At 72.9% G+C, this 24,071-nt stretch carries 23 protein-coding genes and 1 pseudogene; 19 read left to right on the top strand and 5 right to left on the bottom strand.

Annotated features, from left to right (window positions below; all coding sequences use genetic code 11):
• Positions 1-147 precede the first annotated feature (147 nt).
• From ABZ495_RS00120 to ABZ495_RS00100, 5 genes are all read left to right on the top strand, one after another.
• Positions 148-657, top strand: coding sequence for a phosphopantetheine-binding protein (locus tag ABZ495_RS00120; protein WP_359833886.1), 510 nt, complete (start codon positions 148-150; stop codon positions 655-657).
• A gap of 98 nt (positions 658-755) precedes the next feature.
• Positions 756-2,681: a radical SAM protein gene (locus ABZ495_RS00115; protein WP_359804011.1), complete on the top strand. Its 1,926-nt coding sequence runs from the start codon at positions 756-758 to the stop codon at positions 2,679-2,681.
• 68 nt (positions 2,682-2,749) lie between these two features.
• Positions 2,750-3,019, top strand: a complete 270-nt coding sequence (locus ABZ495_RS00110; RefSeq protein ID WP_359833642.1) for a hypothetical protein — start codon at positions 2,750-2,752, stop codon at positions 3,017-3,019.
• A gap of 20 nt (positions 3,020-3,039) precedes the next feature.
• A complete protein-coding gene (locus ABZ495_RS00105) occupies positions 3,040-3,984 on the top strand; it encodes a chlorinating enzyme (protein ID WP_329486254.1) in 945 nt (314 codons plus the stop codon).
• Between the two features lie 57 nt (positions 3,985-4,041).
• Entirely contained in the window at positions 4,042-5,049 is a 1,008-nt protein-coding gene (locus tag ABZ495_RS00100; protein ID WP_359804013.1) for a helix-turn-helix domain-containing protein, read from the top strand.
• Positions 5,050-5,122: 73 nt separating this feature from the next.
• On the opposite strand, the gene ABZ495_RS00095 is transcribed toward ABZ495_RS00100, so the two are convergent.
• Entirely contained in the window at positions 5,123-5,929 is an 807-nt protein-coding gene (locus ABZ495_RS00095; RefSeq protein WP_359804014.1) for an exodeoxyribonuclease III, read from the bottom strand.
• 284 nt (positions 5,930-6,213) lie between these two features.
• On the opposite strand from ABZ495_RS00095, the gene ABZ495_RS00090 reads away from it, so the two are divergent.
• Positions 6,214-6,987: a GntR family transcriptional regulator gene (locus tag ABZ495_RS00090; protein ID WP_329486249.1), complete on the top strand. Its 774-nt coding sequence runs from the start codon at positions 6,214-6,216 to the stop codon at positions 6,985-6,987.
• Between the two features lie 138 nt (positions 6,988-7,125).
• On the opposite strand, the gene ABZ495_RS00085 is transcribed toward ABZ495_RS00090, so the two are convergent.
• Positions 7,126-8,304 (bottom strand): ROK family protein, encoded by a 1,179-nt coding sequence (locus ABZ495_RS00085; RefSeq protein ID WP_329486247.1) that lies wholly within the window; start codon positions 8,302-8,304, stop codon positions 7,126-7,128.
• 360 nt (positions 8,305-8,664) lie between these two features.
• Here ABZ495_RS00085 and ABZ495_RS00080 point away from each other — a divergent pair, with 360 nt between their 5' ends.
• The 3 genes from ABZ495_RS00080 (at position 8,665) to ABZ495_RS00070 (ending at position 10,962) form a co-directional block, all read left to right on the top strand.
• On the top strand, positions 8,665-9,360 hold the full coding sequence (locus ABZ495_RS00080) for a 50S ribosomal protein L11 methyltransferase (protein ID WP_359833640.1): 696 nt from the start codon (positions 8,665-8,667) through the stop codon (positions 9,358-9,360).
• 73 nt (positions 9,361-9,433) lie between these two features.
• Complete coding sequence (locus ABZ495_RS00075) at positions 9,434-9,871, top strand: GNAT family N-acetyltransferase (RefSeq protein WP_359833638.1); 438 nt, start codon at positions 9,434-9,436, stop codon at positions 9,869-9,871.
• A gap of 152 nt (positions 9,872-10,023) precedes the next feature.
• The gene (locus ABZ495_RS00070; RefSeq protein WP_329486244.1) at positions 10,024-10,962 is read left to right on the top strand and encodes an aldo/keto reductase; all 939 of its coding nucleotides are present in this window, start codon (positions 10,024-10,026) and stop codon (positions 10,960-10,962) included.
• A 145-nt stretch (positions 10,963-11,107) separates the two neighbouring features.
• On the opposite strand, the gene ABZ495_RS00065 is transcribed toward ABZ495_RS00070, so the two are convergent.
• Positions 11,108-12,349: a GNAT family N-acetyltransferase gene (locus tag ABZ495_RS00065; RefSeq protein ID WP_359833636.1), complete on the bottom strand. Its 1,242-nt coding sequence runs from the start codon at positions 12,347-12,349 to the stop codon at positions 11,108-11,110.
• Between the two features lie 218 nt (positions 12,350-12,567).
• On the opposite strand from ABZ495_RS00065, the gene ABZ495_RS00060 reads away from it, so the two are divergent.
• A complete protein-coding gene (locus ABZ495_RS00060) occupies positions 12,568-13,149 on the top strand; it encodes a hypothetical protein (RefSeq protein ID WP_359833634.1) in 582 nt (193 codons plus the stop codon).
• Positions 13,150-13,179: 30 nt separating this feature from the next.
• Here the strand turns inward: ABZ495_RS00060 and ABZ495_RS00055 are convergent, their stop codons facing one another.
• Positions 13,180-14,238: an endonuclease/exonuclease/phosphatase family protein gene (locus tag ABZ495_RS00055; protein ID WP_359804019.1), complete on the bottom strand. Its 1,059-nt coding sequence runs from the start codon at positions 14,236-14,238 to the stop codon at positions 13,180-13,182.
• 102 nt (positions 14,239-14,340) lie between these two features.
• Between ABZ495_RS00055 and ABZ495_RS00050 the strand changes: the two genes are divergently transcribed.
• The 8 genes from ABZ495_RS00050 (at position 14,341) to ABZ495_RS00015 (ending at position 22,844) form a co-directional block, all read left to right on the top strand.
• On the top strand, positions 14,341-15,384 hold the full coding sequence (locus ABZ495_RS00050) for a glycosyltransferase (RefSeq protein WP_359833632.1): 1,044 nt from the start codon (positions 14,341-14,343) through the stop codon (positions 15,382-15,384).
• A complete protein-coding gene (locus tag ABZ495_RS00045) occupies positions 15,384-16,307 on the top strand; it encodes a lysylphosphatidylglycerol synthase domain-containing protein (RefSeq protein ID WP_359833630.1) in 924 nt (307 codons plus the stop codon). Before ABZ495_RS00050 ends, ABZ495_RS00045 begins: the two co-directional genes overlap by 1 nt.
• Positions 16,304-16,363, top strand: a complete 60-nt coding sequence (locus tag ABZ495_RS00040) for a hypothetical protein (protein WP_352294817.1) — start codon at positions 16,304-16,306, stop codon at positions 16,361-16,363. The genes ABZ495_RS00045 and ABZ495_RS00040 overlap by 4 nt, the downstream gene beginning before the upstream one ends.
• Positions 16,345-17,694, top strand: coding sequence for an aminotransferase class III-fold pyridoxal phosphate-dependent enzyme (locus tag ABZ495_RS00035; protein WP_359833885.1), 1,350 nt, complete (start codon positions 16,345-16,347; stop codon positions 17,692-17,694). The genes ABZ495_RS00040 and ABZ495_RS00035 overlap by 19 nt, the downstream gene beginning before the upstream one ends.
• Complete coding sequence (locus ABZ495_RS00030; RefSeq protein WP_329486236.1) at positions 17,688-18,710, top strand: NAD-dependent epimerase/dehydratase family protein; 1,023 nt, start codon at positions 17,688-17,690, stop codon at positions 18,708-18,710. Before ABZ495_RS00035 ends, ABZ495_RS00030 begins: the two co-directional genes overlap by 7 nt.
• 11 nt (positions 18,711-18,721) lie before the next feature.
• Entirely contained in the window at positions 18,722-19,618 is an 897-nt protein-coding gene (locus tag ABZ495_RS00025) for a UbiA prenyltransferase family protein (RefSeq protein ID WP_359833628.1), read from the top strand.
• A 77-nt stretch (positions 19,619-19,695) separates the two neighbouring features.
• A complete protein-coding gene (locus ABZ495_RS00020; protein WP_359833625.1) occupies positions 19,696-21,897 on the top strand; it encodes a glycosyltransferase in 2,202 nt (733 codons plus the stop codon).
• A gap of 11 nt (positions 21,898-21,908) precedes the next feature.
• A complete protein-coding gene (locus ABZ495_RS00015; RefSeq protein WP_359833623.1) occupies positions 21,909-22,844 on the top strand; it encodes a class I SAM-dependent methyltransferase in 936 nt (311 codons plus the stop codon).
• Between the two features lie 29 nt (positions 22,845-22,873).
• Here the strand turns inward: ABZ495_RS00015 and ABZ495_RS00010 are convergent, their stop codons facing one another.
• Positions 22,874-23,695, bottom strand: coding sequence for an AfsR/SARP family transcriptional regulator (locus ABZ495_RS00010; protein WP_359833621.1), 822 nt, complete (start codon positions 23,693-23,695; stop codon positions 22,874-22,876).
• 186 nt (positions 23,696-23,881) lie between these two features.
• Here ABZ495_RS00010 and ABZ495_RS00005 point away from each other — a divergent pair.
• Positions 23,882-24,071: pseudogene (locus tag ABZ495_RS00005) on the top strand (hypothetical protein); the annotation flags it as partial.

Here is a 24,071-nt window from a genome sequence, read left to right as displayed (position 1 = left end):
GAATCGTGAGCGGAACTGCCGCCGCCGCCCCGGATCCCGGCGGACCACCGAATTGCGGCGAATCCGGACCGATCTCGGCGGCTGCCGGACTTGTACGCCAGTACAGAACTGGCAATTTCTGCTCCGTGGGCGTCTCTTGACACCGAAGTGAAGACCGGGGACTCTGATCACCGGAGCAACATATTGGTGCGTTTCCAGCTGTCGCACGGCCGACTGCCGCTCAGGAGAACGCGCGCGTTGCGGGGGTTCACGGCTCATGTCCGGTATGGACATATCCGCCGCACTCCGGCAGGTCGCACCGCTCAGGGCGGTTTCCCCTGGTGCCACACAGGGTCATGGCAAGGCGTTCCCTCGGGCCGCCGGTGGACAGCGAGACTTCCGGCGAAAAGGGACACCTTGAATCCGACCGAAGCCAGGCTGGCAGAGATCTGGCGTACCGTACTGGGAATATCCGAAGTGGGTCGCGAGGACGACTTCTTCGCCATCGGCGGTGACTCCCTGCTGATGGCCAAGGCCGTCGGCCACATTCGGCGGACCTGGCTCATCGAGATCAATCTTCGGGACCTCATCGAGCGCCCGGTGCTCTCCGAACTCGCCCACTGGGTCGACCAGCGGGCGGCGGACGTCCCCGCGGCGTCGCACGCCGAGCGCGACTGACCCGAACCAGGCGGCAGGCGGGCCTTCGGCCCCACGGCCTGGGCGCCCGCGAGGAGACAGGGAACGACCCCGAGGCACGCCGAGCGAAAGGTCCTACGATGAAGTCGGTCGTGTTTGTCGACCTGCCGACCTACGAGAACATGCTTCCGCTTGCCGCCGGATACATGCAGGCGTACGCGCAGAACGACCCGAAGCTCAGGGCTTCCTACCGCTTCGAGATCGCCTCGTTCCCGGCCGCCATGGACCGTGGGCGCATCCTGGGCGAACTCCTCTCCCGGGAAGCGGACGTCTACGCCATCGGGTGCTACATCTGGAACTCGAAGCTGGTGCAGTGGCTGCTGCGTGAACTGGTCTCGAAGCGCCCCGACGCGCACTTCCTGCTCGGCGGTCCCCAGGTGATGAAGAACGCCCTGCGTTACCTGCCCGAACCCGTCGACCGGGTCTACGTCTGCAACGGCGAGGGAGAGCTGACGGTCCACGGGCTGCTCACCCAACTGGCGGCCGACCGGGCCGACCTGAGCCTCGTCCCGGGCCTGTCGTACTGGGAGGCGGGCGAGCTGGTGACGACGGAGGCGGCTCCGCGCGTCAAGAGCCTGACCGAGATCCCGTCACCGTTCCTCACCGGCGTCTTCGACGGGCACGAATTCAGCTTCGCGATCATGGAGACGAACCGGGGGTGCCCGTTCCGTTGCAGCTTCTGCTACTGGGGGGCCGCCACCAACGACAAGGTGCACAAGTTCGAGGTGGACCGCATCAAGGCCGAGCTCGACTGGATCACCGATCACGGGTTCGCCGGGCTCTTCATCGCCGACGCCAACTGGGGCCTCGCCCCGCGGGACGTCGAACTGAGCGAGTACCTGGTGGAACGCAAGAACCTGACCGGATTCCCGTTGATGGTGAACATGGCGGCGGCCAAGAACAAGCCGGACCGCATGGCCGAGATCACGGAGATCTTCGTGCGCGGCGGGCTGATGGCCGCCCAGCCGATCTCCCTGCAGAGCCTGAGCCCCGAAGCCCTCAAGATGGTCGAGCGCCAGAACATCCGGCAGGAGACGTACACCAGTCTGCAGCGGACGCTGCGCGAGAAGGGAATCAGCTCGTACGTCGAGCTGATCTGGCCGCTCCCGGGGGAATCGTACGCCTCGTTCAAGGAGGGCGTCACGAAACTGTGCCGCTCCGATGCGGACACCCTCATCATCTATCCGCAGCTGCTCCTCAACAACACCCCCATGTTCGGCCGGCAGGAGGAGTTCGGGCTCCAGGTGGAGTCCGCGCCCAGCGAGATCGCCGAGGCGGACGTGGTGGTCGCCACCAAATGGGTTTCCCGTCGTGAGTGCGAGGACGGGTTCTGGCTCTACTACGCGATTCACTGCCTGTACAACATGCGGGGCCTGCTGCTGGTCGCCAGGTACCTCGACCGGCAGGGCGTGGTGTCCTTCGGGGACCTCTTCGCCTCGTTCGCCGAATACCTCAAGAAGGGCGACGGCGAGATATGCGACTTCATCTCCCGGTCGATCGAGAACCTCGCGAACTATGACCTCATGAACACCGGTATCACCGCCCACATGATCCTGAGTTCGCACCGCGACGAGTTCGACCGGTTGCTCTTCGATTTCGTGAGCGGCCAGGAGTGGTGGGCCGATCCGGTGGCACGCACGGCATTCGAGATGGATCTGCTGGTCCGGCCCTACGTCTACCGGGAGCCGTTCCGGCTGCCTTCCGTCGGATTCCGGGAGGTCGAGCCGGAGGCCGTGGACGACTACGCGGTGCAGGTGCGCCTGCCGCAGGACCTGACCGAGCTGGTCGCGGTGTTCGAGGACGGCGGGACACCGGCGGTGGGGAACGACGAGGGCACCGGCGGGACGACCGTGCGGATCGACCACCGGGGCCGGCAGAAGGTGCCCTACATGGCGCGCCGCAGTCTGGAGCACAACGCGAACTACTGCCAGGGCATCGTCCTGCGGTTCCGAGAGGTGCTTCCGACCCTGAGCCGCGTCAGGACCGAGTCGATCTCCAGCAGGTGATGTCGATTCCCGGCAGGTGACGTCGATCCCCGGCAGGTGACGGAGTGCAGCGACAGGACGGAGCGTCCATGCAAACCCCAGCGGACAACGGCAAGGCCGGCCCGGCGGACCCCGCGGACGTCGCGGAGGCGCTCGTCGACTGGCTGCGCGGCGAACTCAACGACGGGACCATCTCGGCTTCGGACAACTTCCTCGACGTCGGCGGCTACTCGCTGTTGTTCTCGAAGCTGAACAGGTTCCTCGGCGCGACCTACGGCGTGGCCCTCGACATCCGGACGACCTACACCGAGCCGCTCGACGTGGCCGTGACGAAGATGCAGCCGGCGGAGAAGCGGTAGAGACGATGGAGGGGAAGGACATGAGCAGCTCCGAACGCACGGATTTCTCGCTCACACCCGACGAGTTGGCGTCGTTCCACCGGAGCGGCTTCCTCGGACCGGTGACCGTCTACGGCGAGGACGAGATGGACCGGATCTGGAGGACGGTCCAGCGCGAGTCGCTGGACCGGTCGCGGGCCGCGTACCCCGAGGCCGCGGGCAGCGGGGCCGGGAACATCGTCAACTACGACCGCCACCTCGACATCGACGTGCTGGCCCGGCACGTGCTGAACCGGAAGATCGTGGACCGGGTGGCGTCCATCCTCGGCCCGGACGTGCTCTGCTGGCGCACCGAGTTCTTCCCCAAGTACCCCGGCGACGAGGGCACCGACTGGCACCAGGCGGACACCTTCGCGAACGCCAGCGGCAAGCCCCAACTGCTGTGGCCCGGAGAGTCCGAGACCGAGTTCGGGGCGGGCACGCTCACGGTGTGGACCGCCTTCACGGACTCGACCCGTGAGAACGGCTGCCTGCAGATCATTCCCGGCACCCAGCACGAGCGGAACTACGACGAGACGCGGCGCATGGAGTACGACGCGCAGCGCATCAACACCGAGGTCAAGAACGGCGTCAGGCGGGGGTTCTTCGGGTACGACTACCGCCAGCTCCAGGTCGATCCCGACTGGCGGCCGAGCGAGGAGGACGCCGTCCCCCTGGTGATGAAGAAGGGCCAGAGCGTCATCTTCTGGTCGACGCTGATGCACGCCTCGCTGCCGAACAGCACCGAGGACAGCTACCGGATGGGGTTCGCCTGTCGGTACGTTCCGACGAAGGTGCGGATCTACCCGGACACGGATCACATCGAGGAGTACGGCGGTGCCATCTCCCTGGAGAAGTGGGCGGCCGTGCTGGTGAGCGGCGAGGACACCTTCGCCCACAACAGGATCGCCAAGGACGGCCGGTACGGCGGGCGGCGCGTCGGGTAGGCGGCCCGGGGCCGGGTGATTCCCTTGATCGCGGCGGTCGTCGTAGGCTGTCACGCCGTGACCCTCTTGCGCTTCGGACCGGACGCGTTGCAGGCGAGCCGGTTCGCCGTGTCCCCGCTCGCCGAGACGCTCAGCGAGATCACCCTGCTGCGGCAGGCGTGGGACCGCAGGGTCACGGGCCCCCGCGTCGAGGCGTTCGGCCGCTGGCTGACCGCGGGCCCGTTCGTCGGCGGTCTGCTGCGACTGGTGACGGCCACCAAGTACCTGCCCGACTTCGTGGCCATTCCACCGCCCGGGGGGCTCACCGGCAGCCTGGCCGACGAACTGGCGGCCATGCGCGCGATCGACGACCCGGCGGCACGCGCCATGCTCGCCGAGGCGCAGCGGTTCGCCTGGACCAGCGACGGGATCGCCTGGGCCGAGGTCGACGGGATCACCCGCCGCACCGCCGACGTCTTCACCGACCTCTGGGCGCAGTTCGTGGAGCCGGACTGGCAGCGGCGCCGGGCCGTCATGGAACGCGACATCCGCCACCGGGCGGGCGTGATCGCGGTCAGCGGGTGGCGGCACGCGCTGGAGGGCATGGCGCCCGGCGTCCAGTGGGTCGGTCACGACGCGATCCAGTTCTCCACGCAGAACTACGCCGACCGCCACATCGGGAGCGACGGCCTCGTCTTCGTCCCGCACACCGGGCTGTCCGGCCAGTGGACCTGTGAGTCGCCCTCGCGGATCGCGTTCGTGTACCCGGCCAAGGGCGCCCTGGCCGCCGACTCGCGGGGAGACGGCGGGGTGGCCCGGCTGCTCGGTCGGGGCCGGGCCAGTGTCGTCGCCGAGTTGCGGATGTCGGCGACCCCGTCCCAACTGGCGGTCGTGCTCGGTGTCTCGCTCGGTACGGTCTCCGCCCACCTGGCGGCGCTGCGCGAGGCCGGGGTGGTGACCACCCGGCGGAGCGGCCGCGCGGTGTACTACGAGCTCACGCCGGTCGGCGACGAGCTCGCCCGTCTCGTCACGGCCGACAGCGGGGCCGGACCGGTCGGCCCGGCGGCCGCTGAGGCGGGCCGCTGAGGAGGCCGCGCGGTCACGGCGCCGGCGCCGGGCCGGCGGGTACGCGGACCCGCCGGCCGTCCGTCTCCGCGGGTCAGTCGTCGCCGAAGTCGAACGCCGCCGTGACGGGTGCGTGGTCGCTCCACCGCTCGGCGTGGGTGGCCGCTCGTTCGACGCGGGCCTCGACGCACTTCTCCGCCAGGCCCGGGGTCGTCACGATGAGGTCGATCCGCCAGCCCGAGTCGTTGTCGAAGGCGCGGCCGCGGTAGGACCACCAGGAGTAGGGGCCGGTGCGGTCGGGGTGGAGGCGGCGGACGACGTCGACGTAGCCGGCCTCCTCGTAGACCCGGGTGAGCCAGGCGCGCTCCTCGGGGAGGAATCCGGCCGACTTCTGGTTGGCCTTCCAGTTCTTGAGGTCCTCGGGGCGGTGGGCGATGTTCCAGTCGCCGCACACCACGACCTCGCGGCCCTCGGCGGCGGCGCGGGTGCGGAGTTTGCCGAGGTGCACCAGGAACTCCGCCATGAAGCGTTCCTTCTCCTCCTGGCGTTCGGTGCCGACTTCACCGGAGGGGAGATAGAGACTGGCCAGGGTGAGCCCCGGCAGGTCGATTTCTACATACCTGCCCGAATTGTCGAATTCCGCCGACTCGAATCCGACCACCGTGCGCTCCGGCTGCTGCCGCGACAGCACGGCCACTCCCGCGCGGCCCTTGGCGGAGGACGGTGCCCAGACGGCGTGCCACCCCTCCAGGTCGCGCAGTTCCACGGGCAGCTGCCCGGGCTCGGAGCGCACCTCCTGCAGGCAGATCACGTCCGCCTCGGTGGCCGCCAGCCACTCGATGAAGCCCTTCTTGGCCGCCGCCCGGATTCCGTTCACGTTCACACTCGTCACCACGATCACCCGGGCAGCCTACCGAGCCCGGTACCCGGCCCGGCGCCCGACGCGGTGGGGCGCCGTCCGTTTGTCGGCCTGTCGTGAACGCGGCATGAATCCGCGCGACATCGGCACCAACCGCCGTCATTGGTCTTGACCATCTCCCGACACAGCCCCTAGGGTCACTTACTGCAAAGACCTTTAATAAAGAAGGACGGATAAAGCCCGCTCTCCCACCTGCCGCAACAGCGGACAGCGGGCCGGGTCCGCCCTCCTTTCGGCAGGGCGGACAGAGCAGGGTGGAGGCCACGGTGGGAACGACAGGGCAGCTCACGGCGGTACCGGAACCGAAGTACTGGCACCTGCGCACGGTGCTGCTCCGCGCGATCGACACGGAGTTCTCCACCGGACAGGTCCTCCCCAACGAGCGCGAGCTCTCGGCCCGCTTCGGCGTGGCCCGGGCCACCCTGCGCCAGGCGCTCGACCAGCTGGAGCTGGAGGGCCGGCTGGTCCGCCGCCGGGGCATCGGCACCCTGATCGCCGCCCCCCGGGTCGGCGTTCCGGTCAACCGCCACGAGGAGGGCTGGCCGGGCACCGCCCGCAGCCAGGCCTGGCGCACCGTCGACTGCACCACCGCCCCCGCCACCGCGCAGCTCGCCCAGGGCCTCGGCATCGCCGAGGGCGCCACCGTGCACACCGTGCGCCGGGTCCGGATGGTCCAGGGCAAGAACGTCGCCACCGAGTCGCTGCACGTACCGGCCTCCGCCCTGCCGCACCTGCCCGGCTTCCGCGCCGAGAGCGACCGGGCCCGCTCGGTGCTGCGCCAGCTGGAGCGCCTGGAGGTCGACGGCGAGTCCCGCTCGGTCGAGCTGGGCGTCGCCGAGGCCGAGCAGGCCGCCCTGCTGGAGCGTCCGCCGGGCTCGCCGGTGCTGGTGATGACCACCCAGTACGCGGCCGCCGGCCGGCTGGTCGCGCTGGCCGTCTCCACCTACCGCGCGGACACCTGCAAGCTCACCTTCGGCGAGACCGGTCTGGTGGAGGTCACCCCCGTCAGCGCCGGCACCGAGGTGCGCACCGCCTCCTGAACCACCTGTCGCACACCCTCAGGCCCAGGCCCGGACGCCCCCGCAGGCAGCCGGGCCTGAGTCGTTCCCGGCGGCGCCGGCCCCGGTCGGACCCGGGCACCGGGTGCGGGGCCGCCGGTTCCGCACCCGGACCGGGCGTCAGGCCCGGGCGGCGCCGCCGGTCGGCGGGTCGACGGCGAAGAGCTGCTCCTCCACCTGGTCCAGCGCCACCCGCAGGGCGCCCATCGCGACGACCTCCGAGCCGAGCGCCGCCAGCGCCACCTCGGGCGCGCGCAAGGTGAACTGGGCGAGGCGCTCGCGCAGCGGCTCCAGCACACCGTCGAGGCCGGCGGCCCAGCCGCCGACGACCACCAGCTGGGGGTCGATCGCCAGCACCAGGGCGGCCACGCTCTGCACCAGGCGGGTCAGGAAGCGGTCCATGGCGACCTTCGCCACCTCGTCGCCCTCGCGGGCGAGCCTCAGCACCCGGGCGACGGCCGCCTCGTCCAGCGGATTGAGCGGCTTGCCGGTGGTGGAGAGCAGCCGCTCGGGGGTGACCTCCTGGCCGAGCAGGTGCAGCGCGCCGATCTCGCCGGCCGCGCCGCCGTACCCGCGGTGCAGCCGGCCGTTGATGAGCGAGCCGGCGCCCGGGCTCAGACCGGCCATCACGAAGACGACGTCGTCCGCGCCGACCGCCGCGCCCTGCCAGTGCTCGGCGATGGCGGCCAGGTTGGCATCGTTCTCGATCATGACCGGGCAGCGGAAGGACCGGCGCAGCCGGGCGCCCAGGTCCAGGCCGGTCCAGCCGGGCATGGCGGTGCCGAGCTGGATGGTGCCGTCGCGGTCGACGATGCCGGGGGTGCCGACGCCGACCGCCCACAGGTTGTCGCGGGAGACGCCGGCCTTGCGCAGCACCTCCGCGACCGCGGTGCGGACGGCGCTCAGCCGCTCCTCCGCGTCCAGGGTCTCCTCGATCGGGCGGAAGTGACTGCCCACCACCTGGCCGGTGAGGTCGGCCAGTACGACCCGCAGGTCGTGCACGCCGATCTCGACGCCGAGGATGTGTCCGGCCTCGGCGCGGAACCGGAACCAGCGGGCCGGTCGCCCGCGCCGCCCGCCGCCCGGCTGGCCGCCGTTCTGGGGCTGGTCCACCTCGGCGACCAGGCCGGTCTCGACCAGGCCCTCGATCACGCCCTCCACCGTGGGCCGGGACAGCCCGGTGTCCCCGACCAGCTGAGTGAGGGTCACCGAGTGGCCGGCCCGCAGCGCCCGAAGCGTGACCGCCGCATTGATGCGCCGCAGCAGCGAGGAGTCTCCTCCGGTGAGCCGATCCGCCAAGATGCTGCCCTTCGCCGTTCGCGCGACAGCTCTGGCGCGCGGTGCCGAGTGCGCGGAGACCACCGAATGTCCCGCGAGAGTCCGCCACCCGGAACGCGGCGCGGCAGCGCTGGGCAGCCTGCGCCGGGCCCGGAGGGCACGTGCCGGATGCTACCCGGGCCCGGGGCCGGCGGGCGAGCATCTCCGCAGCTCATCCCGGCTTCGGTATCGAAATGGTACGCACCGGGTGGCGGTGCGTGACCCGGGGTTGCCTCGCGTCCCGGGGTGCTCGCGCGGGCCCGCTCCCGGGGGCCGGCCGGGCGGTCGGGGAGCGTGCTCCGGTGGCGCTCCGGGCGGTCGGGGAGCCTCTATGCTGCGGGCATGTTGAACGAGACGCACGCCGCTCGCCCGGCTGCGGCGGCGCTGTCCGACCGGGAGTTCGTGCGGAACGCGACCAGCCCGGCGCCCGTGCCCTTCGTCCCCGAGATCAGCCTGCGGATGGCCGACGACGCCATCGAACTCTGGGAGACCACCGAGTCGGCGCGCGGCGAGGTGGGGCTGGCGCCGCCGTTCTGGGCGTTCGCCTGGGCGGGCGGGGTCGGGGTGGCGCGCTATGTGCTCGACCACCCGGAGGTGGTGGCCGGGCGGACGGTGCTGGACCTGGCGGCCGGGTCCGGGCTGGTGGCGATCGCGGCGGCGATGCGCGGGGCGGAGTCGGTGCGCGCCGCCGAGATCGACGCGTACGCGGTGGCGGCCATCGGCCTCAACGCGGAGGCCAACGGCGTCCGGGTGGCGGCCGCGGTGGAGGACCTGCTGGACGGGGACGGCGCTCCGGCCGACGTGGTGCTGGCCGGGGACGTGTTCTACGAGCGGGCGATGGCCGCGCGGTTCCTGCCCTTCCTGGAGCGGGCCCGGGCGCGCGGCGCGGTGGTGATCGTCGGCGACCCGGGGCGGGCGTACCTGCCGCGCGGGCACTTCACGGAGCTGGCCGCGTACCGGGTGCCGGTCGTGGCGGACCTGGAGGACGCCGCGCTCAAGACCACCACCGTCTGGGAGCTCGCCGCACCGGCCCGCTGAGGCGGGGCCGGGGCCGGTCCCGCGGTGCGGAATTCCCGGCGGCCCGGCCGGAGGTCCTGGTAGACAGACCGGCATGACCGCCGACATCGTGCTGCGCACCGCCACCCCCGACGAGGTCCCCGCCCTGCTCGTGCTCTGGGCGCGCGCCGCCAAGGGGACGAGCATCACGGACGACGCCGACGGGGTGGCGGCCCTGCTCGCGCGCGACCCGGAGTGCCTGATCGTCGCCACCCCGGCCGGTGATCCGGCGACCCTCGTCGGCACCGTGATCGCCGGCTGGGACGGGTGGCGCTGTCACCTCTACCGCCTCGCCGTCGACCCGCGGTACCGCCGCCGGGGGATCGGCGCGGCCCTGCTGGCGGCGGCGGAGGCCCGCTTCACCGCCCTCGGCGGCCGCCGGGCCGACGCGATGGTGCTCGACGCCAACGCCGAGGGGCAGCGCACCTGGCGGACGGCCGGTTACGGGCCGCAGCCGCAGTGGACCCGCTGGGCCAAGCCGTTGACCGCCTGAGGCCGGTCGCCCGCGCAGCTGGTCGTCCGCCGGTCCGGCCGCGCGGGTGGGCCACGGCCGCGCCGACGGCGGGTGGTGATGGGGTGGCGCTCTGTTGCGTGCGGGGCGGGATGCGACTTGAATGGTCCAGACCACATGGGAGGGGAAGACCTATGGCCATTCCACAACGCACCATCGCCCTCGGCACCTTGGGCTTCGGCACGATCGTCGACGAGCGGACTTCGTTCGAGATCCTGGACCACTTCGTGGAGTCGGGCGGCACCGTGCTCGACACCGCGAACAACTACGCGTTCTGGCTGGACGGCGCCACCGGCGACGAGAGCGAGGAGGTGATCGGACGCTGGCTGGCCAGCCGGGGTGCCCGCGACCGCGTGGTGATCAGCACCAAGGTCGGGGCCCGGCCGACCGTCCCGGGGACCGGCCTGGAGACCGCCGAGGGCCTCTCGGACAAGGCCGTCCGGACGGCGCTGGAGGGCAGCCTGCGCCGGCTCGGCACCGACCGGGTCGAGGTCTACTGGACGCACATCGAGGACCGGTCGGTGCCGCTCGCCGAGACGGTCGACACCCTGGCCGACCTGGTGGCCGCCGGGAAGGCCGGCGAGGTCGGGGCCAGCAACCACGCCGTCTGGCGGGTCGAGCGGGCCCGGGCGCTCGCGGGGGACCGGGCCCGGTACACCCACATGCAGTACCGCTACTCCTACCTCCAGCCCCGCTTCGACATCCCGCTGCCCTCCTCCGCCCATGTCCACGTGACCGGTGAACTGCTGGACTACGTACGCTCCGAGGGGGACATCCGGCTCTGGGTCTACAGCCCGATCCTCTCCGGCGGCTACACCCGCGAGGACGTGGAGATCCCGGCCGCCTACGACCACCCGGGCACGCCCAGGCGGCTGGCGGCGCTCGGCGCGGTGGCCGAGGAGCTGGGGGTGACCAAGAACCAGGTCGCGCTCAGCTGGCTGCTGGACCACGACCCGCGGATCGTGCCGCTGGTCGGCGTCAGCAGGATCGCCCAACTGGACGAGGCGCTGGGCGCCCTGGCGGTGACCCTCTCCGCCGAGCAGCGCCGGCGCCTCGACGAGGCCGCGCTCTGACCACTGGCGATGCTCTGACCACTGGCGATGCTCTGACCAACGGCCGTGCGCCGACCACTGGCCGGACCCGGCGGCGCCGGTAGGGCCGCCGGGGGCCGCCGGGGGGCCGTGCCGTTCGCGGTACGGCCCCCCGGCAGGCGCGCGGTCAGAACCAGTGCAGGCAGTGCGGGGAGCGCTCGCCCCGGAAGAGGGCGTCGGCGCGGGCGGCCGCCCCCGGATGGTGGGCGAGGACGTGGCCGGCCCGGACGAGCGTGCTCGGGGCGGTGCCGCCGAGGTAGAGCGAGCCCAGGTCGCGGACGTCCAGGGACAGGTCGGGCTCCCGGTCCGTCGGGACGCAGTCGGCCCTGCCGTTCCGCACGGTCAGCAGATAGCGGTCGTGCTCGCCGAGGAACGGGTCCTCGACGTCGAGGACGAGCTCGCCGTCCGCGCACCAGCCGCGCGCGGTCAGCGCCCGCGGCACGTCCAGCAGCCGCACCCAGAGCCAGTCGGTGTCCTGGTGCACCTCGCCGGCGCGGAAGTCGGTGAGCCGCCAGCGCAGCGGGTGGTCGGGCGGGACGTGCTTGAAGACGACCCGGTCGACCAGGTCGTGTTCGAGGACGAAGCGGGCCAGGGCGGTGAAGACGGCGTCGTCGGCGGCGATGACCTCGTCGACCGTCAGGCTGTCGGGCTTGTCCTTGGCGTAGCAGGCGTACCCGTCCGGGACGCCGTCGGCGTCCCGGTGCAGGGCGATGTAGCGCGGTGTCGGCGCGATCGGGGGCTGTCCGGCGCGCAGGGCCCACCAGCGGTGCGGCCGGGACAGCGCGCCGGGCTGGGTGCGGCGGTACCGGTCGTAGACCTGCTCCAGGAGCTCGCCGCAGTCGGCGTGCCGCAGCACCTCGACCGTGCCGCTGTCCGGGGCGGCCGGGCCGGTCGCGGCGGCGTCGGCCCGGCGGGCCCGGGGGGCGGCGAGGGCGGCCCGGTGGTGCGGCACCGTCAGCCGCGCCGTGTACGTCGCCGGTCCGTAGCCGAACCTGCCGTAGATCGTGGCCTCGGAGGCGAGCAGGACGGCGAGGAACTCCCCGCGGGCCCGGAACCCGGCGAGCTGGTGACGCATCAGCGCGGTCAGCACGCCCCGGCGCCGGTGGGAGGGCAGGACGCCGACGGCCGTCACCCCGGGGACCGGGACGAGGGCCCCGCCGGGCAGGGTGAGCTCGAAGGAGTACGCACCGGCGGTGCCGACGGGCCTCCCGTCGTCCGACACGGCGAGCAGGCCGCGGTCCATTTCGAGCGCCGACCACCAGGCCCCGCCGCCGTCCTCGGCCGTGGTCTCCCGGAAGAGCCCGAACGGGGCGAGCAGGGTGTCGACGAAGACGTCGTGGTCCTCGTCGGTCGTGGAACGGATCTCCATGGTCGCCGTCGCCTCCTCGCGTACCGGCACCACGGCTCGTGGTGCCCGGCCACATTGGAACGCCGACCCGCGGCCGGGGCAAGCGAATTTCGGCCCGGGCCCCGCGACGGCCGCGGCGGCCGTTCCGCCCCCGGGGTACTGACAGGGGTTCAGGGACCGGTAGCCTGGGCGGACTTCCGGACGTGCGGATCGACCGGCACCGGGCAAATGGGGGGACCATGGCAGGTCAGGCGAGACGAACGGCCGCGGGGCGGCGGCGCGGTACGGCGGGCCTCGCCGTCGGAGCGCTCGCGCTGCTGCTCGCGGTCGCCGGCTGTTCGAGCAGCGGGACGGCCGCCGCGCCGTCGGCCTCCGCGCCGCCGGTCCGGCCCACGGAGCCCGCCACGCCCACGCCCACGCCCACGCCGACGGCCACGTCCGCGGTCCCGTCCCCGCCCGCCGCCGTGCCGTCCGCCTCGGCCCCCGGGGCGCCGCCGGAGCCGTCCGAGGCACCCGGCTCCGTCTACGGGTGCGACGGGCAGCCGCTCATCTCGCCGAAGTCCCTGGCCCTGGCCTGCGACAAGGGCGCGTCGATGCTGGACGGGCTGGTCTGGACGGCGTGGGGCGGGCTGAGTCCCACCGCCACGGGCCGGCTCTGGGAGAAGAACGCGGCCGGCGGCGTGGCCGCCGTCCCCGCGACGGTGACCCTGGGCGGTCTGACCGGCGGCGACTACACGACGATGCGGATCTCCGCGCCGAAGGCCGAGCGGCCCAACCTCACCTTCACCCTGAGCCGTTCCGGCCCGGCGCCGAAGGACTGACGGCCGGGCGGCCGTCCCGCCCGGCCGGTGTCACGGCCGCAGCGCCACGCGCAGCTGCTGCGCCCGGTGGTCCGACATCCCCCGCTGGTCCGCGAAGGAGTACCGCTCCACCGCGACCCGGCGGTCGGTGAACGCCCAGTCCAGCCGCCACAGGTCGCTGCCCAGCAGGCCGCCCCAACTGCCCGGGTAGAGGTCGCCGGAGGCCGAGCGGGCGTCGCGGAAGCGGGCGCGCAGGCCGCTCAGGTCGCCCATCGCCGGGGTGGTGTTGAAGTCCCCGGCGATCAGCAGCGGGTGGTGGTTGGCGGCGGCGTCCGACTCCAGTGCCGTGTACTGCTCCCGGCGTGCGGCGTCCGCCGCGCGGACGGTGCGGTAGAAGTCGCCGCCGAACACCGACTGCCGGGTGTCCACCTGGACCGGGATGTGCACGTTGTAGAGGGACACCGCCCGGCCGTGGACGTCCACATCGGTGCGGAGGACCTTCTTCCTGGCGAAGGTCACCTCCCACGGCGTACCGGCCGGCAGCGCCGCGCCGACCGCCGGGGTGGCGAGCACCGGGAACCGCGAGAGCGTGACCAACTCGCCGAGCACCGCCACCCGGTAGCCGGGGAACTCCTGCCGGATCCGGTCGAGCCGGTCGATCCGGGTCGGCGTCTCCTGGACCCAGGCCAGGTACTCCTGGAGCAGGTAGACGTCCGCGTCCCTGCTCCGGAGGTAGCGGTAGAAGGCGTCCGGGTCGTCGGTGGTGTCCCAGTACTCGGTGTTCCAGGAGAACACCGTGAACGCCGGGCCGGGCGCGCGGTCCCGGCCGGGCAGCAGCGCCGCGGGGTTGAGCCCGGTGCGCGGCAGGCCGGCCAGCAGCAGGGCGACCACCACCGGGACGAGCCACCGCCGCGACGGCCGGGTGACCACCGCCAGGGCCAGCAGCAGCACCGGCACCGCCAGGAAGAGCAGCGGCGGCGCGAGGTCCGGTATCAGCCAGAACCACCAGCGGCCGCTCAGCAGGCGGTCGAGGAGGAGGAAAACACCCCAGCAGGCCGTGACGGCGACCAGCGACCGGGGCCCGAGCGAACGCGGGCGAGCGGAATCCATGGCGCGGAGAGTAGCAGGGCGGCGGCGCCCCGGATTTCACCCGGCCGCATTCCAATACCGAGACGATACCCGGCCGATACGCGGCCCGCCTGAAATGGCGGCATGACGTTTTCCGTATCGGTCGTCATACCGGCCCACAACTCCGCTCGTACCCTGGGTGCCTGTCTCGACTCGGTGTACGCCCAGACCGCCCCCGTCCACGAGGTCATCGTGGTGGACGACGGCTCCACCGACCGGACCGCCGAGGTGGCCGAGGGCTATCCGTGCACCCTGATCCGGCGCACTCCGAACCGCGGAGTGTCCGCCGCGCGAAATGCCGGAATCGCCGCGGCGACCGGTGACATTCTGTTCTTCCTCGATTCCGACGAGGCGCTGACGCCCGATTCGGTGGCCAACGCGCTGGAAATCCTGGCGGCCGACCCGGAGTGCGGCTGCGTACACGGAGTGATCGCACCGGATCCGCTGTTCGACGACGGTCCGGTGGAGCGCTACCGGGTGCTGCACGCGCACTGGTGGCGAGTGCGCGGCGCGGGCGTCGTGGAGACCGCCTTCTTCGCCCAGGCGGCCGTGCGCCGCGAGGTCTTCGAACGCCTCGGCGGCTTCGACGAGCGGCTGCGGGACTCCGAGGACCTGGAGTTCAGCGACCGGCTGGCGCCCCACCACCGGATCGTCCTCACCGACCGGGTGGTCGCCCTGCACGACGAGGAGCACCGGCTCCGGCCGCTGCTGGCCGAGACCTTCCGGCGGGCGCTGGTGCTGGTGCCCGCGCTGGCCTCGGCGCGCCGCGGCGGGCGGCGCAACCTGACCGCCAACAGTCCGGCATCGGTCGCCGCCGCCGCCCTCACCCTGGCCACCCTGCCGCTGGCGCCCTGGTACCCGGTGCTGCCGGCCCTCGGGGCGCTCGGGTTCTGCGCCGCCAACGGCCGGCTGCTGCGGTTCGTCGCGGGCCACCGGGGCCCGGGTTTCGTGCCGTTCTTCACCGGCGTCCACTTCCTGGTCATCACCGCCCTGGTGAGCGGCGCCGCCGTCGGCACGGTCCGGATGCTGCTCCCGGACCGTGCCGACGGCGCCGGGGCGGCCTCGGCGACGGCGGCCGAGCCCGGTACCGCACCCGGTACCGCACCCGGCACCGGGGCGGCCCGGTGATGCTGGACCGGCTGCGCAAGGTGCTCACCCCGCTGATCGTGCTCGCCGCCCTGGTCGGCCTCGGCCTGCTGCTCCGCCACGAAGGCCCGGTCGCCGTACGGGCGTTCGCCCGGGCGGACGCCCTGCCGCCGCTCGCCGCCTCGCTCGCCGCCAACGTGGCCGGCCTGGTGCTCGCGGTGCACGCCTGGCGGGTACTGATCCCCGGCGACCACGCGATCCGGGGGGTCCACGCCGCCCGGATCTACTTCCTCGGGCAGCTCAGCAAGTACCTGCCGGGCCGGGTCTGGGGCGTGCTCACCCATGTCACGCACGGCCGGGCGGCCGGGGTGCCGGCCGCCCAGATGACCTCCGCCTACCTGCTCAGCCTGGCGCTTACCCTGCTCACCGGCGCGGGCGTCGGGCTGCTGGCGGCGCCGGCCGCGCTGCCGGGGCAGTGGGTCTGGCTCTGCCTGCCGGCCGCGGGCTTCCTGGCCTGCGTCGTCCGCCCGGCCCTGGCCACCCGGCCGGTCGCGGCCGCGGCCCGGCTGCTGCGGCGGCCGGTCGAGGCGCCGCCGGACGCCGCCGTCCGCCGCGCCGTCCTGCTGGCGATCGCCTCCTGGCTGGTCTCCGGACTGCATCTCTGGTTCCTGGCCCTGGCGTTGGGCGGGTCGGCCGGGGCCTCCCTCGGCCCGGCGGTCGGCGCCTTCGCGCTCGCCACCGTGGTCAGCAGCCTGGCCGTGATCGTGCCGGACGGCTGGGGGGTGCGCGAGCTGACCATCACGGCCGCGCTCGCCACCGTGCTGCCCGGGGGCGTCGCGGCCACCGCGGCGATCGCCAGCCGGGTCGTCTGCGTGCTGGCCGAGCTCGGTAGCTCGGCCGTCGTCCTGACCTGGGCCCGGCTCAGGTCCACCCCGATGCGAGAGGAAGCCCGTGTACACCCTTGACGACGCCGAACGGTTCCAGGTCCGTGAGGTGCACGACCTGTACCGGCGGTACGTGAACAAGAGCCAGGTCTCGCTGATGACCTCCTTCGGCTTCGGCCGGGAGCTGGTCGCCGAGGCCCGGGGCGCCCATCTGACCCTCACCGACGGCCGCCGGATCCTGGACGTCACCGGCGGGGTCGGCGTGCTCAACCACGGCCACAACCACCCGCGGATCCTGGCCGCCCGCGAGCGGTTCGCCCGGGCCGGCCGGATGGAGGTCCACAAGACGTACTTCTCGCCCTACCTCGCCGCGCTCGGCCACAACCTGGCCGAGGTGCTGCCCGGCGACCTCTCGATGTCCTTCCTGCCCAACTCCGGCGCCGAGGCGGTGGAAGGAGCCGTCAAGCTGGCGTACAAGTACCACGGCGGCAGGCGCGGGACGGTGCTGCGCGCCGACTGCGCCTTCCACGGCAAGCTGCTCGGCTCCGGCGGCCTGACCGGCCAGAGCCAGTTCGCCTTCCCCACCATCCCGGGCATCGACACCTTCACCTACAACGACCTCGACTCGGTCCGCCGCGCCGTCGACGCCCACCCGGACGACGTCTACGCGATCCTGATCGAGCCGTTCAGCGCCTCCACCGTGCAGGCCTGCTCCGAGGAGTTCCTGCGCGGGCTGCGCGAGCTGTGCACCCGGAAGAAGATCGTGCTGATCTTCGACGAGATCTACACCGGCTGGGGCAAGACCGGCACCCTGTTCCACTTCATGCGCTACCCGGGCCTGATTCCGGACGTCCTCACCACCTCCAAGTCCTTCGGCGGCGGCAAGTCCTCGATCTCGGCGTTCGTCGCCCGCGAACCGGTCTTCCGCAAGGCCTACGACAACCTCGGCGACGCGCTGCTGCAGTCCACCTCGACGACGTACTACGGCTTCGGCGAGGAGTGCGCCACCGCGCTGGAGGCCGTCAACATCGCCATCGAGGACGACTACCCGGCGCGGGCCCGGGCGATCGGCGCCGTCCTGGAGCCCGGGCTGGCCCGGCTGGCCAAGGAGCACCCGGAGGCGGTCGGCCGGGTGACGGGTGCCGGGGCGCTCTGGGGAGTCTTCATCGAGGGCGGGCCGAAGATCCTCGACCTGGTCGCCAGGCTGGCGCCGGGCGGGATGGCCCGTGACCCGAGGTTCAAGACCAAGCTGGTCACCTGCGCGGTGATCAACGCCCTGTACCAGGACCACGACATCTTCGCCTACTACACCCTCAACGGGCTCAACCCGCTGGTCATCGGCCCCTCGCTGGTCACCGACCCGGCCGACGTGGAGCGCACGGTCGAGGCGCTCGGCGAGGTGCTCGGCAAGGGGCTCGGGCACCTGGTGACGCGGTTCCTCAAGCAGAAGGTGGGGTCCCAGTGGTGATCGCGATCACCGGCGCCGCGGGCATGCTCGGCTCGCGGCTCGCCGAACGGCTGCTCGCGGACGGCAAGGACGTCCGCGGGGTCGACCTGCGGCCCGGCCCCGGCGTGGCGGTGGTCGGCGACATCCGCGACCCGGCCGTGATGGCCCGGGCGCTGGACGGCGCCGAGGTGCTGGTCCACGCGGCGGCCGCGCTGCCCAGCTACCCGGACGAGCAGATCCGCTCGATCATCGTCGGCGGCACCGAGAACGTGTTCGCCGCCGCGCGCGCCGCCGGCACCCCCCGGGTGGTGCACATCTCCTCGACGGCCGTGTACGGCCTGCCCAAGGTCGTCCCGACGCCGGAGACGTATCCGCGCGAGCCGGTCGACACCTACAGCCGGGCCAAGGCCGCCGCCGAGGAGATCGCCGAGCGCCACCGCGCCGCCGGGATGTGCGTGCCGATCCTGCGGCCCAAGACCTTCGTCGGCCCGGGCCGGATGGGCCTGTTCTCGATGCTGTTCGAGTGGGCGGAGGAGGGCCGGAACTTCCCCGTGCTCGGCCGCGGGGACGTACGGATCCAGATGTTCGGCATCGACGACCTGGTGGACGCCGTGGTCACCGTGCTCACGGCGCCCGAGGACGTCGCCAACGACACCTACAACCTGGCGGCCGCCGAGTTCGGCACCCTGCGCCAGGACTTCCAGGCCGTCCTGGACGCGGCCGGCCACGGCAAGCGGGTCGTCGCACTGCCCGCCCGGCCCGCGCTGACCGTGCTGAGCACCCTGCAGAAGGCCAGGCTCTCGCCGGTCTACGGGCGGCTGCTGCACAAGCTGATGGAGGACTCCTACGTCAGCATCGACAAGGCCGGGGAGCGGCTCGGCTTCGCACCCAGGCTGTCCAACCGGGACGCGATCCTGCGCACCTACGACTGGTGGCGCACCGCCCGCCACGACCGTCCGGCGGGCAGCCCGACCGGCCGGACCAGCCGGGACCCGTGGAGCCAGGGCCTGTTGTCCGCCGTGAAGATCTTCTTCTGAGGGAGTGCGCGATGACCTTCCTGAGCGAACAGACGGAGCCCCTCCGGCGCGGCCCCACCTCCCGGCTGCCGGCACCGCTGGAGCTGCTCCGGCCGGGCCAGTGGCCGAAGAACCTCCTGGTGGTGCCGCTCTCCCTGCTCGGCGCCGACCTGGACTGGGGCATGGTGGCCCGAGTCGCCGTCACCACCTGCGCCTTCGTGCTCGCCTCGTCGCTGGTGTACGTGGTCAACGACATCGCCGACATCGACCGGGACCGGCGCCACCCGGTCAAGCGCCACCGCCCCCTGGCCGCCGGCCGGGTGGGTCGGCGCACGGCCGTGGCGCTGATCCTGCTGCTGGCCGGGCTGCTCGCCCCCGTCCTGCTGCTCTCCCGGCCCGCCGCGGTCTGGCCGGTCCTGCTCTACCTGGTGGTGAACGCCGCCTACAGCTGGAAGCTCAAGCACCTGCCGCTGCTGGACGTGTTCATCGTCGCCACCGGGTTCGTCCTGCGGCTGTTCGGCGGCTACGGCGCCGGCGGCCGCCCGGTCGCCGCCTGGCTGGTGTTCACCGTGCTGACGCTCTGCCTGGTCCTGATCGTGGGCAAGCGGCGGCACGAACTGGGCGTCTCCGGCAGCGGCCACCGGCCCGCCCTGGTCGGCTACTCGGCGCACTTCCTGGACCTCGTCCTGGTGCTCTGCTCCGGGCTGACCGTGGTCGGCTACCTGCTCTTCCTGCGCACCGAGTCCGGCTACGCGGCCGGGGCGCTGCTCACCGCGCCCTGCGCCCTGCTCGCGCTCTTCCGCTACCTGCAGCTCGTGGTGGTGCAGAGCGAGGGCGGCAACCCCGTCCGGACCCTGCTGCGGGACGGCGTGATGCTCACCAACTCCTCGCTCTGGGCCGGCCTGCTGCTGGCCTTCCAGCTGCTCTGACGCGCCATCAGGCCGCGGCCGCCGAATCCCGAAGTGCGAACCCCGAACCCCGAACTCCGAACTCCGAACGAGGTCCCATGCCCACACCCCCACCGCTCGTGTCGGTGGTCGTCCCGATGTACAACGACCGCCGCACCGTGGACCTCTGTCTGCGCTCGATCCTGGAGCAGAGCTACCCGGCCGTCGAAGTGATCGTCGTGGACGACGCCAGCACCGACGACTCCGCCGACCTGGCCGCCGCCCATCCCGTCACCCTGGTGCGGGCCGAGCGCAACGGCGGCCCGGGCGGCTCGCGCAACCTCGGGGTCCGGCACGCCGCCGGCGAGATCCTCTTCTTCCTGGACGCCGATCTGACCATGCACCCGGACGCCGTCGCCGAGGCGGTGCGGATCTTCACCGAACACCCCGAGTACGGCGCGGTGTTCGGCGTTCCCGACAAGGAGCCGCTGTTCCCCGAGGGTGCCGTCGGGCAGTACCGGATCCTCCAGTACCACTACTGGCGCAAGAGCGCCGAGGGCCTGGTCAGCGGCGGCTTCTACGCGCTCGGGGCGGTCCGCCGGTCGGCCTTCCTGGAGGCCGGCTGGTTCAACGGCGCGCTCCGCCAGACCGAGGAGATCGACCACGCCGAGCGGCTCGCCGCGCTCCACCCGATGGTGCTCACCTCCCGGGTCCGGGGCCGGCTCTCCGACGAGAGCCGGATGCGGCCGCTGCTGCGGAAGGCCTTCGTCCGCAGCCGGCTGCGGGTGCCGTTCTACCTGGGCCGGGGCCGGGCGATGCAGGGGATGGAGACCCCCGGCCGGGCGGTCGCCTCGGCGCTGGCCGGGCTGGCGGTGGCGAGCCTGCCGCTGATCGCCTGGCAGCCGCTGACGGCGCTGGTCACGGCCCTGGCGGTGGCCGGCTTCGTGCTGACCGACCTCGGCCAGTACCGGTTCGTCCGGCAGGAGCGCGGGCTCGGCTTCCTGGCCTTCTTCACCCTGGCGCACCTGCTGGTGAACGCCGTCGTACTGGCCGGTCTGGTCGCCGGGCTGGCCCAGTTCGCCGTCAGCCGCCGGTTCCGCCGGATGTACGCCGTGGCCGCCGCGCCGGCCCGCGACGACGGAGCCGGCGGGAGCGCCGACGGAGACCGGGGGGCGACGGACCCGGACCCGCCGAGCCGGGCCCGCCGGATCGCCCGGCGGCTGCGCACCTGGTACGGGTGGGCCCTGATCGCCCTGACCGGGCTCTGGCTCTGCTACGCCGTGCTGCGCCGGTCGGTCAGCGGCCGCTGGCACTGGGCCATCCTGCTGGACGCCACCCCGCCGGTGTTCCTGGTGGCGGTCCCGCTGGTGCTCCTGGCCGCCAGTGCCGCCGCCTGCGGCCCGCGCCGCCGCTGGGCCGCCGCCCTCGCGCTGCCCCCGCTGCTGCTCGCCCTCCTCACCGGCTCCGGGCTGAACTGGCCCGCCCTCTGGCACGGGGGTCGCCCGGTGCCGCCCGGCGCCCTGCACGTGGTCTCCTTCAACACCCAGTACTGGGCCGCCGCCACCGACGTGAACCGGCTGTACGACCTGATCCACCGCCAGAACGCGGACGTGTACCTGTTCCAGGAGCACGTGGTCTGGCAGGCCGGCCGCGGTGAGGACGGCTATCTGCGGCTGGACGACGACGCGCGGCTGGCCGCCGAGTTCCCCGGCTACCACATCGCCCGGCGGGGCGAGCTGCTCACCGTCTCCCGGTACCCGATCGTCGCCCAGCCGGCCGTCGGGACCGGCGCCGAGCTGGCGCCGGACGCCCCGTTCGGCACGGTCTTCGCCCGGGACAAGGTGCTGCGCACCGACCTCCAGGTCGGGTCGAAGGTGTTCAGCGTCTACAACGTGCACGTCACCGTGCCGCTCGCGCCCGACCTCGACCCGTTCTCGGACTTCGACTTCGACTCCTACTTCCGGCGCAAGTTCGACTGGCGCCGGGCGGAGATCCGCGGCCTGGAGCGGGACCTCGCCGGCAACCCCCACCAGGTGCTCGTCTCGGGCGACTTCAACGCCGGCGCGTCGATGCGCGACCTGGACGGCCTGCGCGACCGGGCGGACGACGCGATCCGGGCCAACAACGACTTCCTGCCGCTGAGTTGGAAGTTCTCCGCGCCGGCCGGCTTCGACTGGGACAGCGCGGTCAACCGCTCCTTCCCGTTCTGGCGGCTGGACTGGAGCTTCACCGCCGGCCCGGTCCGGGTGCACCGCTACGACTTCCGGCCGACCGACGGCATCTCCGAACACCGGCTGCAGGACCTGTGGCTCTCCCTCTGAAAGGAACAACGATGGTGCTCAAGGATCTGCGGACCGCCGTCCGGACCGCCTCCGGCGTCGAACTGCTGGAGCGGCTTCCCGTACTGCGCCGGCCGGTCGACTGGCTGGCGGAGCGGCCCGTCCTGCACGGCCTGACGCTCTGGGCGTTCGGGCTGCGCAAGCCGCTCTTCTGGGACCACGTCGTCACCCCCGAGCCGCGCGCCGAACTCACCGAGGTGCGGGCCCTGTTGGAGAAGAACCGGGAGCGCTACGCGCAGCGGCTGACCGGCTTCCTGGAGTTGACCGAGCTGCTCCGGGGGATCCCGCTGAGCGGCACCGCGGCGGGCTCCACCCCGTACTGGAACAACGGCTGGCTGCCTCCGCTGGACGCGCTCTCGCTCTACGGCTTCCTGGCCGAGGAGCGCCCGGCCCGGTACCTGGAGGTCGGCTCCGGCAACTCCACCAAGTTCGCCCGCCGGGCGATCGAGGACCTCGGGCTGGCGACCCGGATCACCTCGATCGACCCGGCGCCACGCGCCACCGTGGACCGGCTCTGCGACGAGGTGATCCGCACCCCGCTGCAACACGCGGACCTCGGGGTCTTCGCCGATCTGGAGCCCGGTGACATCGTCTTCTTCGACGGTTCGCACCGGCTGCACATGGGGTCGGACGTGGCGGTGTTCTTCTTCGAGGTGCTGCCCAGGCTCAAGCCCGGGGTGATCGTGCACGTCCACGACATCATGCTGCCCGCGGACTACCCGCACTCCTGGCGCTGGCGGCACTACTCCGAGCAGTACCTGCTCGCCGCCCTGCTGACGGCCGCCCCGGACCGCTTCGACCTGGAGCTGCCCGACGCCTTCGTGCACGCCGACCCGGAGCTGCGGAGGATCGCCGAACCGCTCTGGCGCGCCCTCGGCGTCCGGGACCACTACGAGCCGGGCTCGTTCTGGTGGCGCCACCGGGGCTGAGCCCCCGTCCGGCCCGCGCGGCGGTGCGGCTACACCGGGCACCAGGAGGAGTGGACGGCGTCGCCCGCCCTGGTCCGGCGCCGCACCGCCGGCTCCCCGGGGGGCGGCGCCGCGGCTACGCCGAGCAGGATCTCCCGTTCCAGCGAACGCAGTTCGGGCCCCGGCTCGATGCCCAGCTCCTCGATCAGGGCGGTCCGGAGCCTGCGGTACACCGCCAGCGCCTCGGCCGTGCGGCCCGACCGGTGCAGGGCGAGCATCAGCCGGCCGTGCAGGTACTCGCGGAACGGGTGCGCGCAGACCAGCTGCTCCAGCTCGCCGACCAGGTCCTGGTGCCGGCCCAGCCCGAGCTCCAGCCGGATCCGCTCCTCGACGGCGCGCAGCCGGCTCTCCTCCAGTCGGCGGGCCCAGGCCTCCACGGGCGGGCAGGCGAGCCCGGCCATCGCCGGGCCGGTCCACCGGGCGAGGGCCCGGCGCAGGCCGGTGACGGCCTCCTCCGGCGCGCCCTGGGCGGCCAGCAGCCGGGCCCGGGCGACCTCCTCGTTGAACGCCGAGGCGTCCAACTCGCCTGGGCCGACCCGGAGTCGGTACCCGTTCGGATGGGTCTCGATCACGGTCGGCGCACCCGCCTCGGCGAAGGCCCGGCGCAGCTGGGAGACGCAGATCCGGATCTGCGTCCGGGCGCTGGCGGGTGGCGCGGGGCCCCAGACGGTGTCCACCAGCCGGTCGAGCGGCACGACCCAGTTCGGGGTCAGGGCGAGGGTCGCCAGGACGATCTGGGACCGCCTGCCACCGAGGGCCACGGCGGTTCCGTCGACGTCGACACGAAGCGGTCCCAGGACATGCACGAGCACAACGATCTCCCCCGTATGAAGCTGTCACCTGTGCCGAAGTCCCGCTGCGGAAGCGGAGTTCGCCCCGCCGCCGGGGCGCCGCTCGCAGCATGGTATAGACCTATAAACGTGTCAAGGGCATCTCAAGCCCGCTCCCCGGCGGACTCCGCGGCCGCTGCGGAGCCCGGGGCGGGCGGGCCCCACGGGCGTCGGACGGCCTCCGGCCGGCGTCCGGTCGGCGGATGGGGGAGGGCGCGCGCGGGGCGTCGGCGGGCCGCTGGACGGAGGCGTCACGTCGAGGGCACCGGGGAGCGGGTCCTGGTCGGCGCCTCCCCCGAGGTGCACGTCCGCCAGAGCGGCGGCACGGTCGTGATGAACCCGATCTCCGGCACCTACC

Source organism: Kitasatospora sp. NPDC005748, assembly GCF_040630735.1.
Lineage (GTDB): Bacteria > Actinomycetota > Actinomycetes > Streptomycetales > Streptomycetaceae > Kitasatospora.
Note: the sequence above shows the minus strand (reverse complement) of the source record. Positions and strands in the feature narration are given on the sequence as shown.

What these genes read in the sequence shown, in the direction of transcription:
- ABZ495_RS00075 (WP_359833638.1), top strand. Translation starts at nt 9,434, where the DNA reads ATGACCGCCGACATCGTGCTGCGCACCGCCACCCCCGACGAGGTCCCC.
- ABZ495_RS00105 (WP_329486254.1), top strand. Translation starts at nt 3,040, where the DNA reads ATGAGCAGCTCCGAACGCACGGATTTCTCGCTCACACCCGACGAGTTG.
- ABZ495_RS00065 (WP_359833636.1), bottom strand. Translation starts at nt 12,349, where the DNA reads ATGGAGATCCGTTCCACGACCGACGAGGACCACGACGTCTTCGTCGAC.
- ABZ495_RS00055 (WP_359804019.1), bottom strand. Translation starts at nt 14,238, where the DNA reads ATGGATTCCGCTCGCCCGCGTTCGCTCGGGCCCCGGTCGCTGGTCGCC.
- ABZ495_RS00045 (WP_359833630.1), top strand. Translation starts at nt 15,384, where the DNA reads ATGCTGGACCGGCTGCGCAAGGTGCTCACCCCGCTGATCGTGCTCGCC.
- ABZ495_RS00020 (WP_359833625.1), top strand. Translation starts at nt 19,696, where the DNA reads ATGCCCACACCCCCACCGCTCGTGTCGGTGGTCGTCCCGATGTACAAC.
- ABZ495_RS00080 (WP_359833640.1), top strand. Translation starts at nt 8,665, where the DNA reads ATGTTGAACGAGACGCACGCCGCTCGCCCGGCTGCGGCGGCGCTGTCC.
- ABZ495_RS00115 (WP_359804011.1), top strand. Translation starts at nt 756, where the DNA reads ATGAAGTCGGTCGTGTTTGTCGACCTGCCGACCTACGAGAACATGCTT.
- ABZ495_RS00050 (WP_359833632.1), top strand. Translation starts at nt 14,341, where the DNA reads ATGACGTTTTCCGTATCGGTCGTCATACCGGCCCACAACTCCGCTCGT.
- ABZ495_RS00025 (WP_359833628.1), top strand. Translation starts at nt 18,722, where the DNA reads ATGACCTTCCTGAGCGAACAGACGGAGCCCCTCCGGCGCGGCCCCACC.
- ABZ495_RS00070 (WP_329486244.1), top strand. Translation starts at nt 10,024, where the DNA reads ATGGCCATTCCACAACGCACCATCGCCCTCGGCACCTTGGGCTTCGGC.
- ABZ495_RS00015 (WP_359833623.1), top strand. Translation starts at nt 21,909, where the DNA reads ATGGTGCTCAAGGATCTGCGGACCGCCGTCCGGACCGCCTCCGGCGTC.
- ABZ495_RS00060 (WP_359833634.1), top strand. Translation starts at nt 12,568, where the DNA reads ATGGCAGGTCAGGCGAGACGAACGGCCGCGGGGCGGCGGCGCGGTACG.
- ABZ495_RS00110 (WP_359833642.1), top strand. Translation starts at nt 2,750, where the DNA reads ATGCAAACCCCAGCGGACAACGGCAAGGCCGGCCCGGCGGACCCCGCG.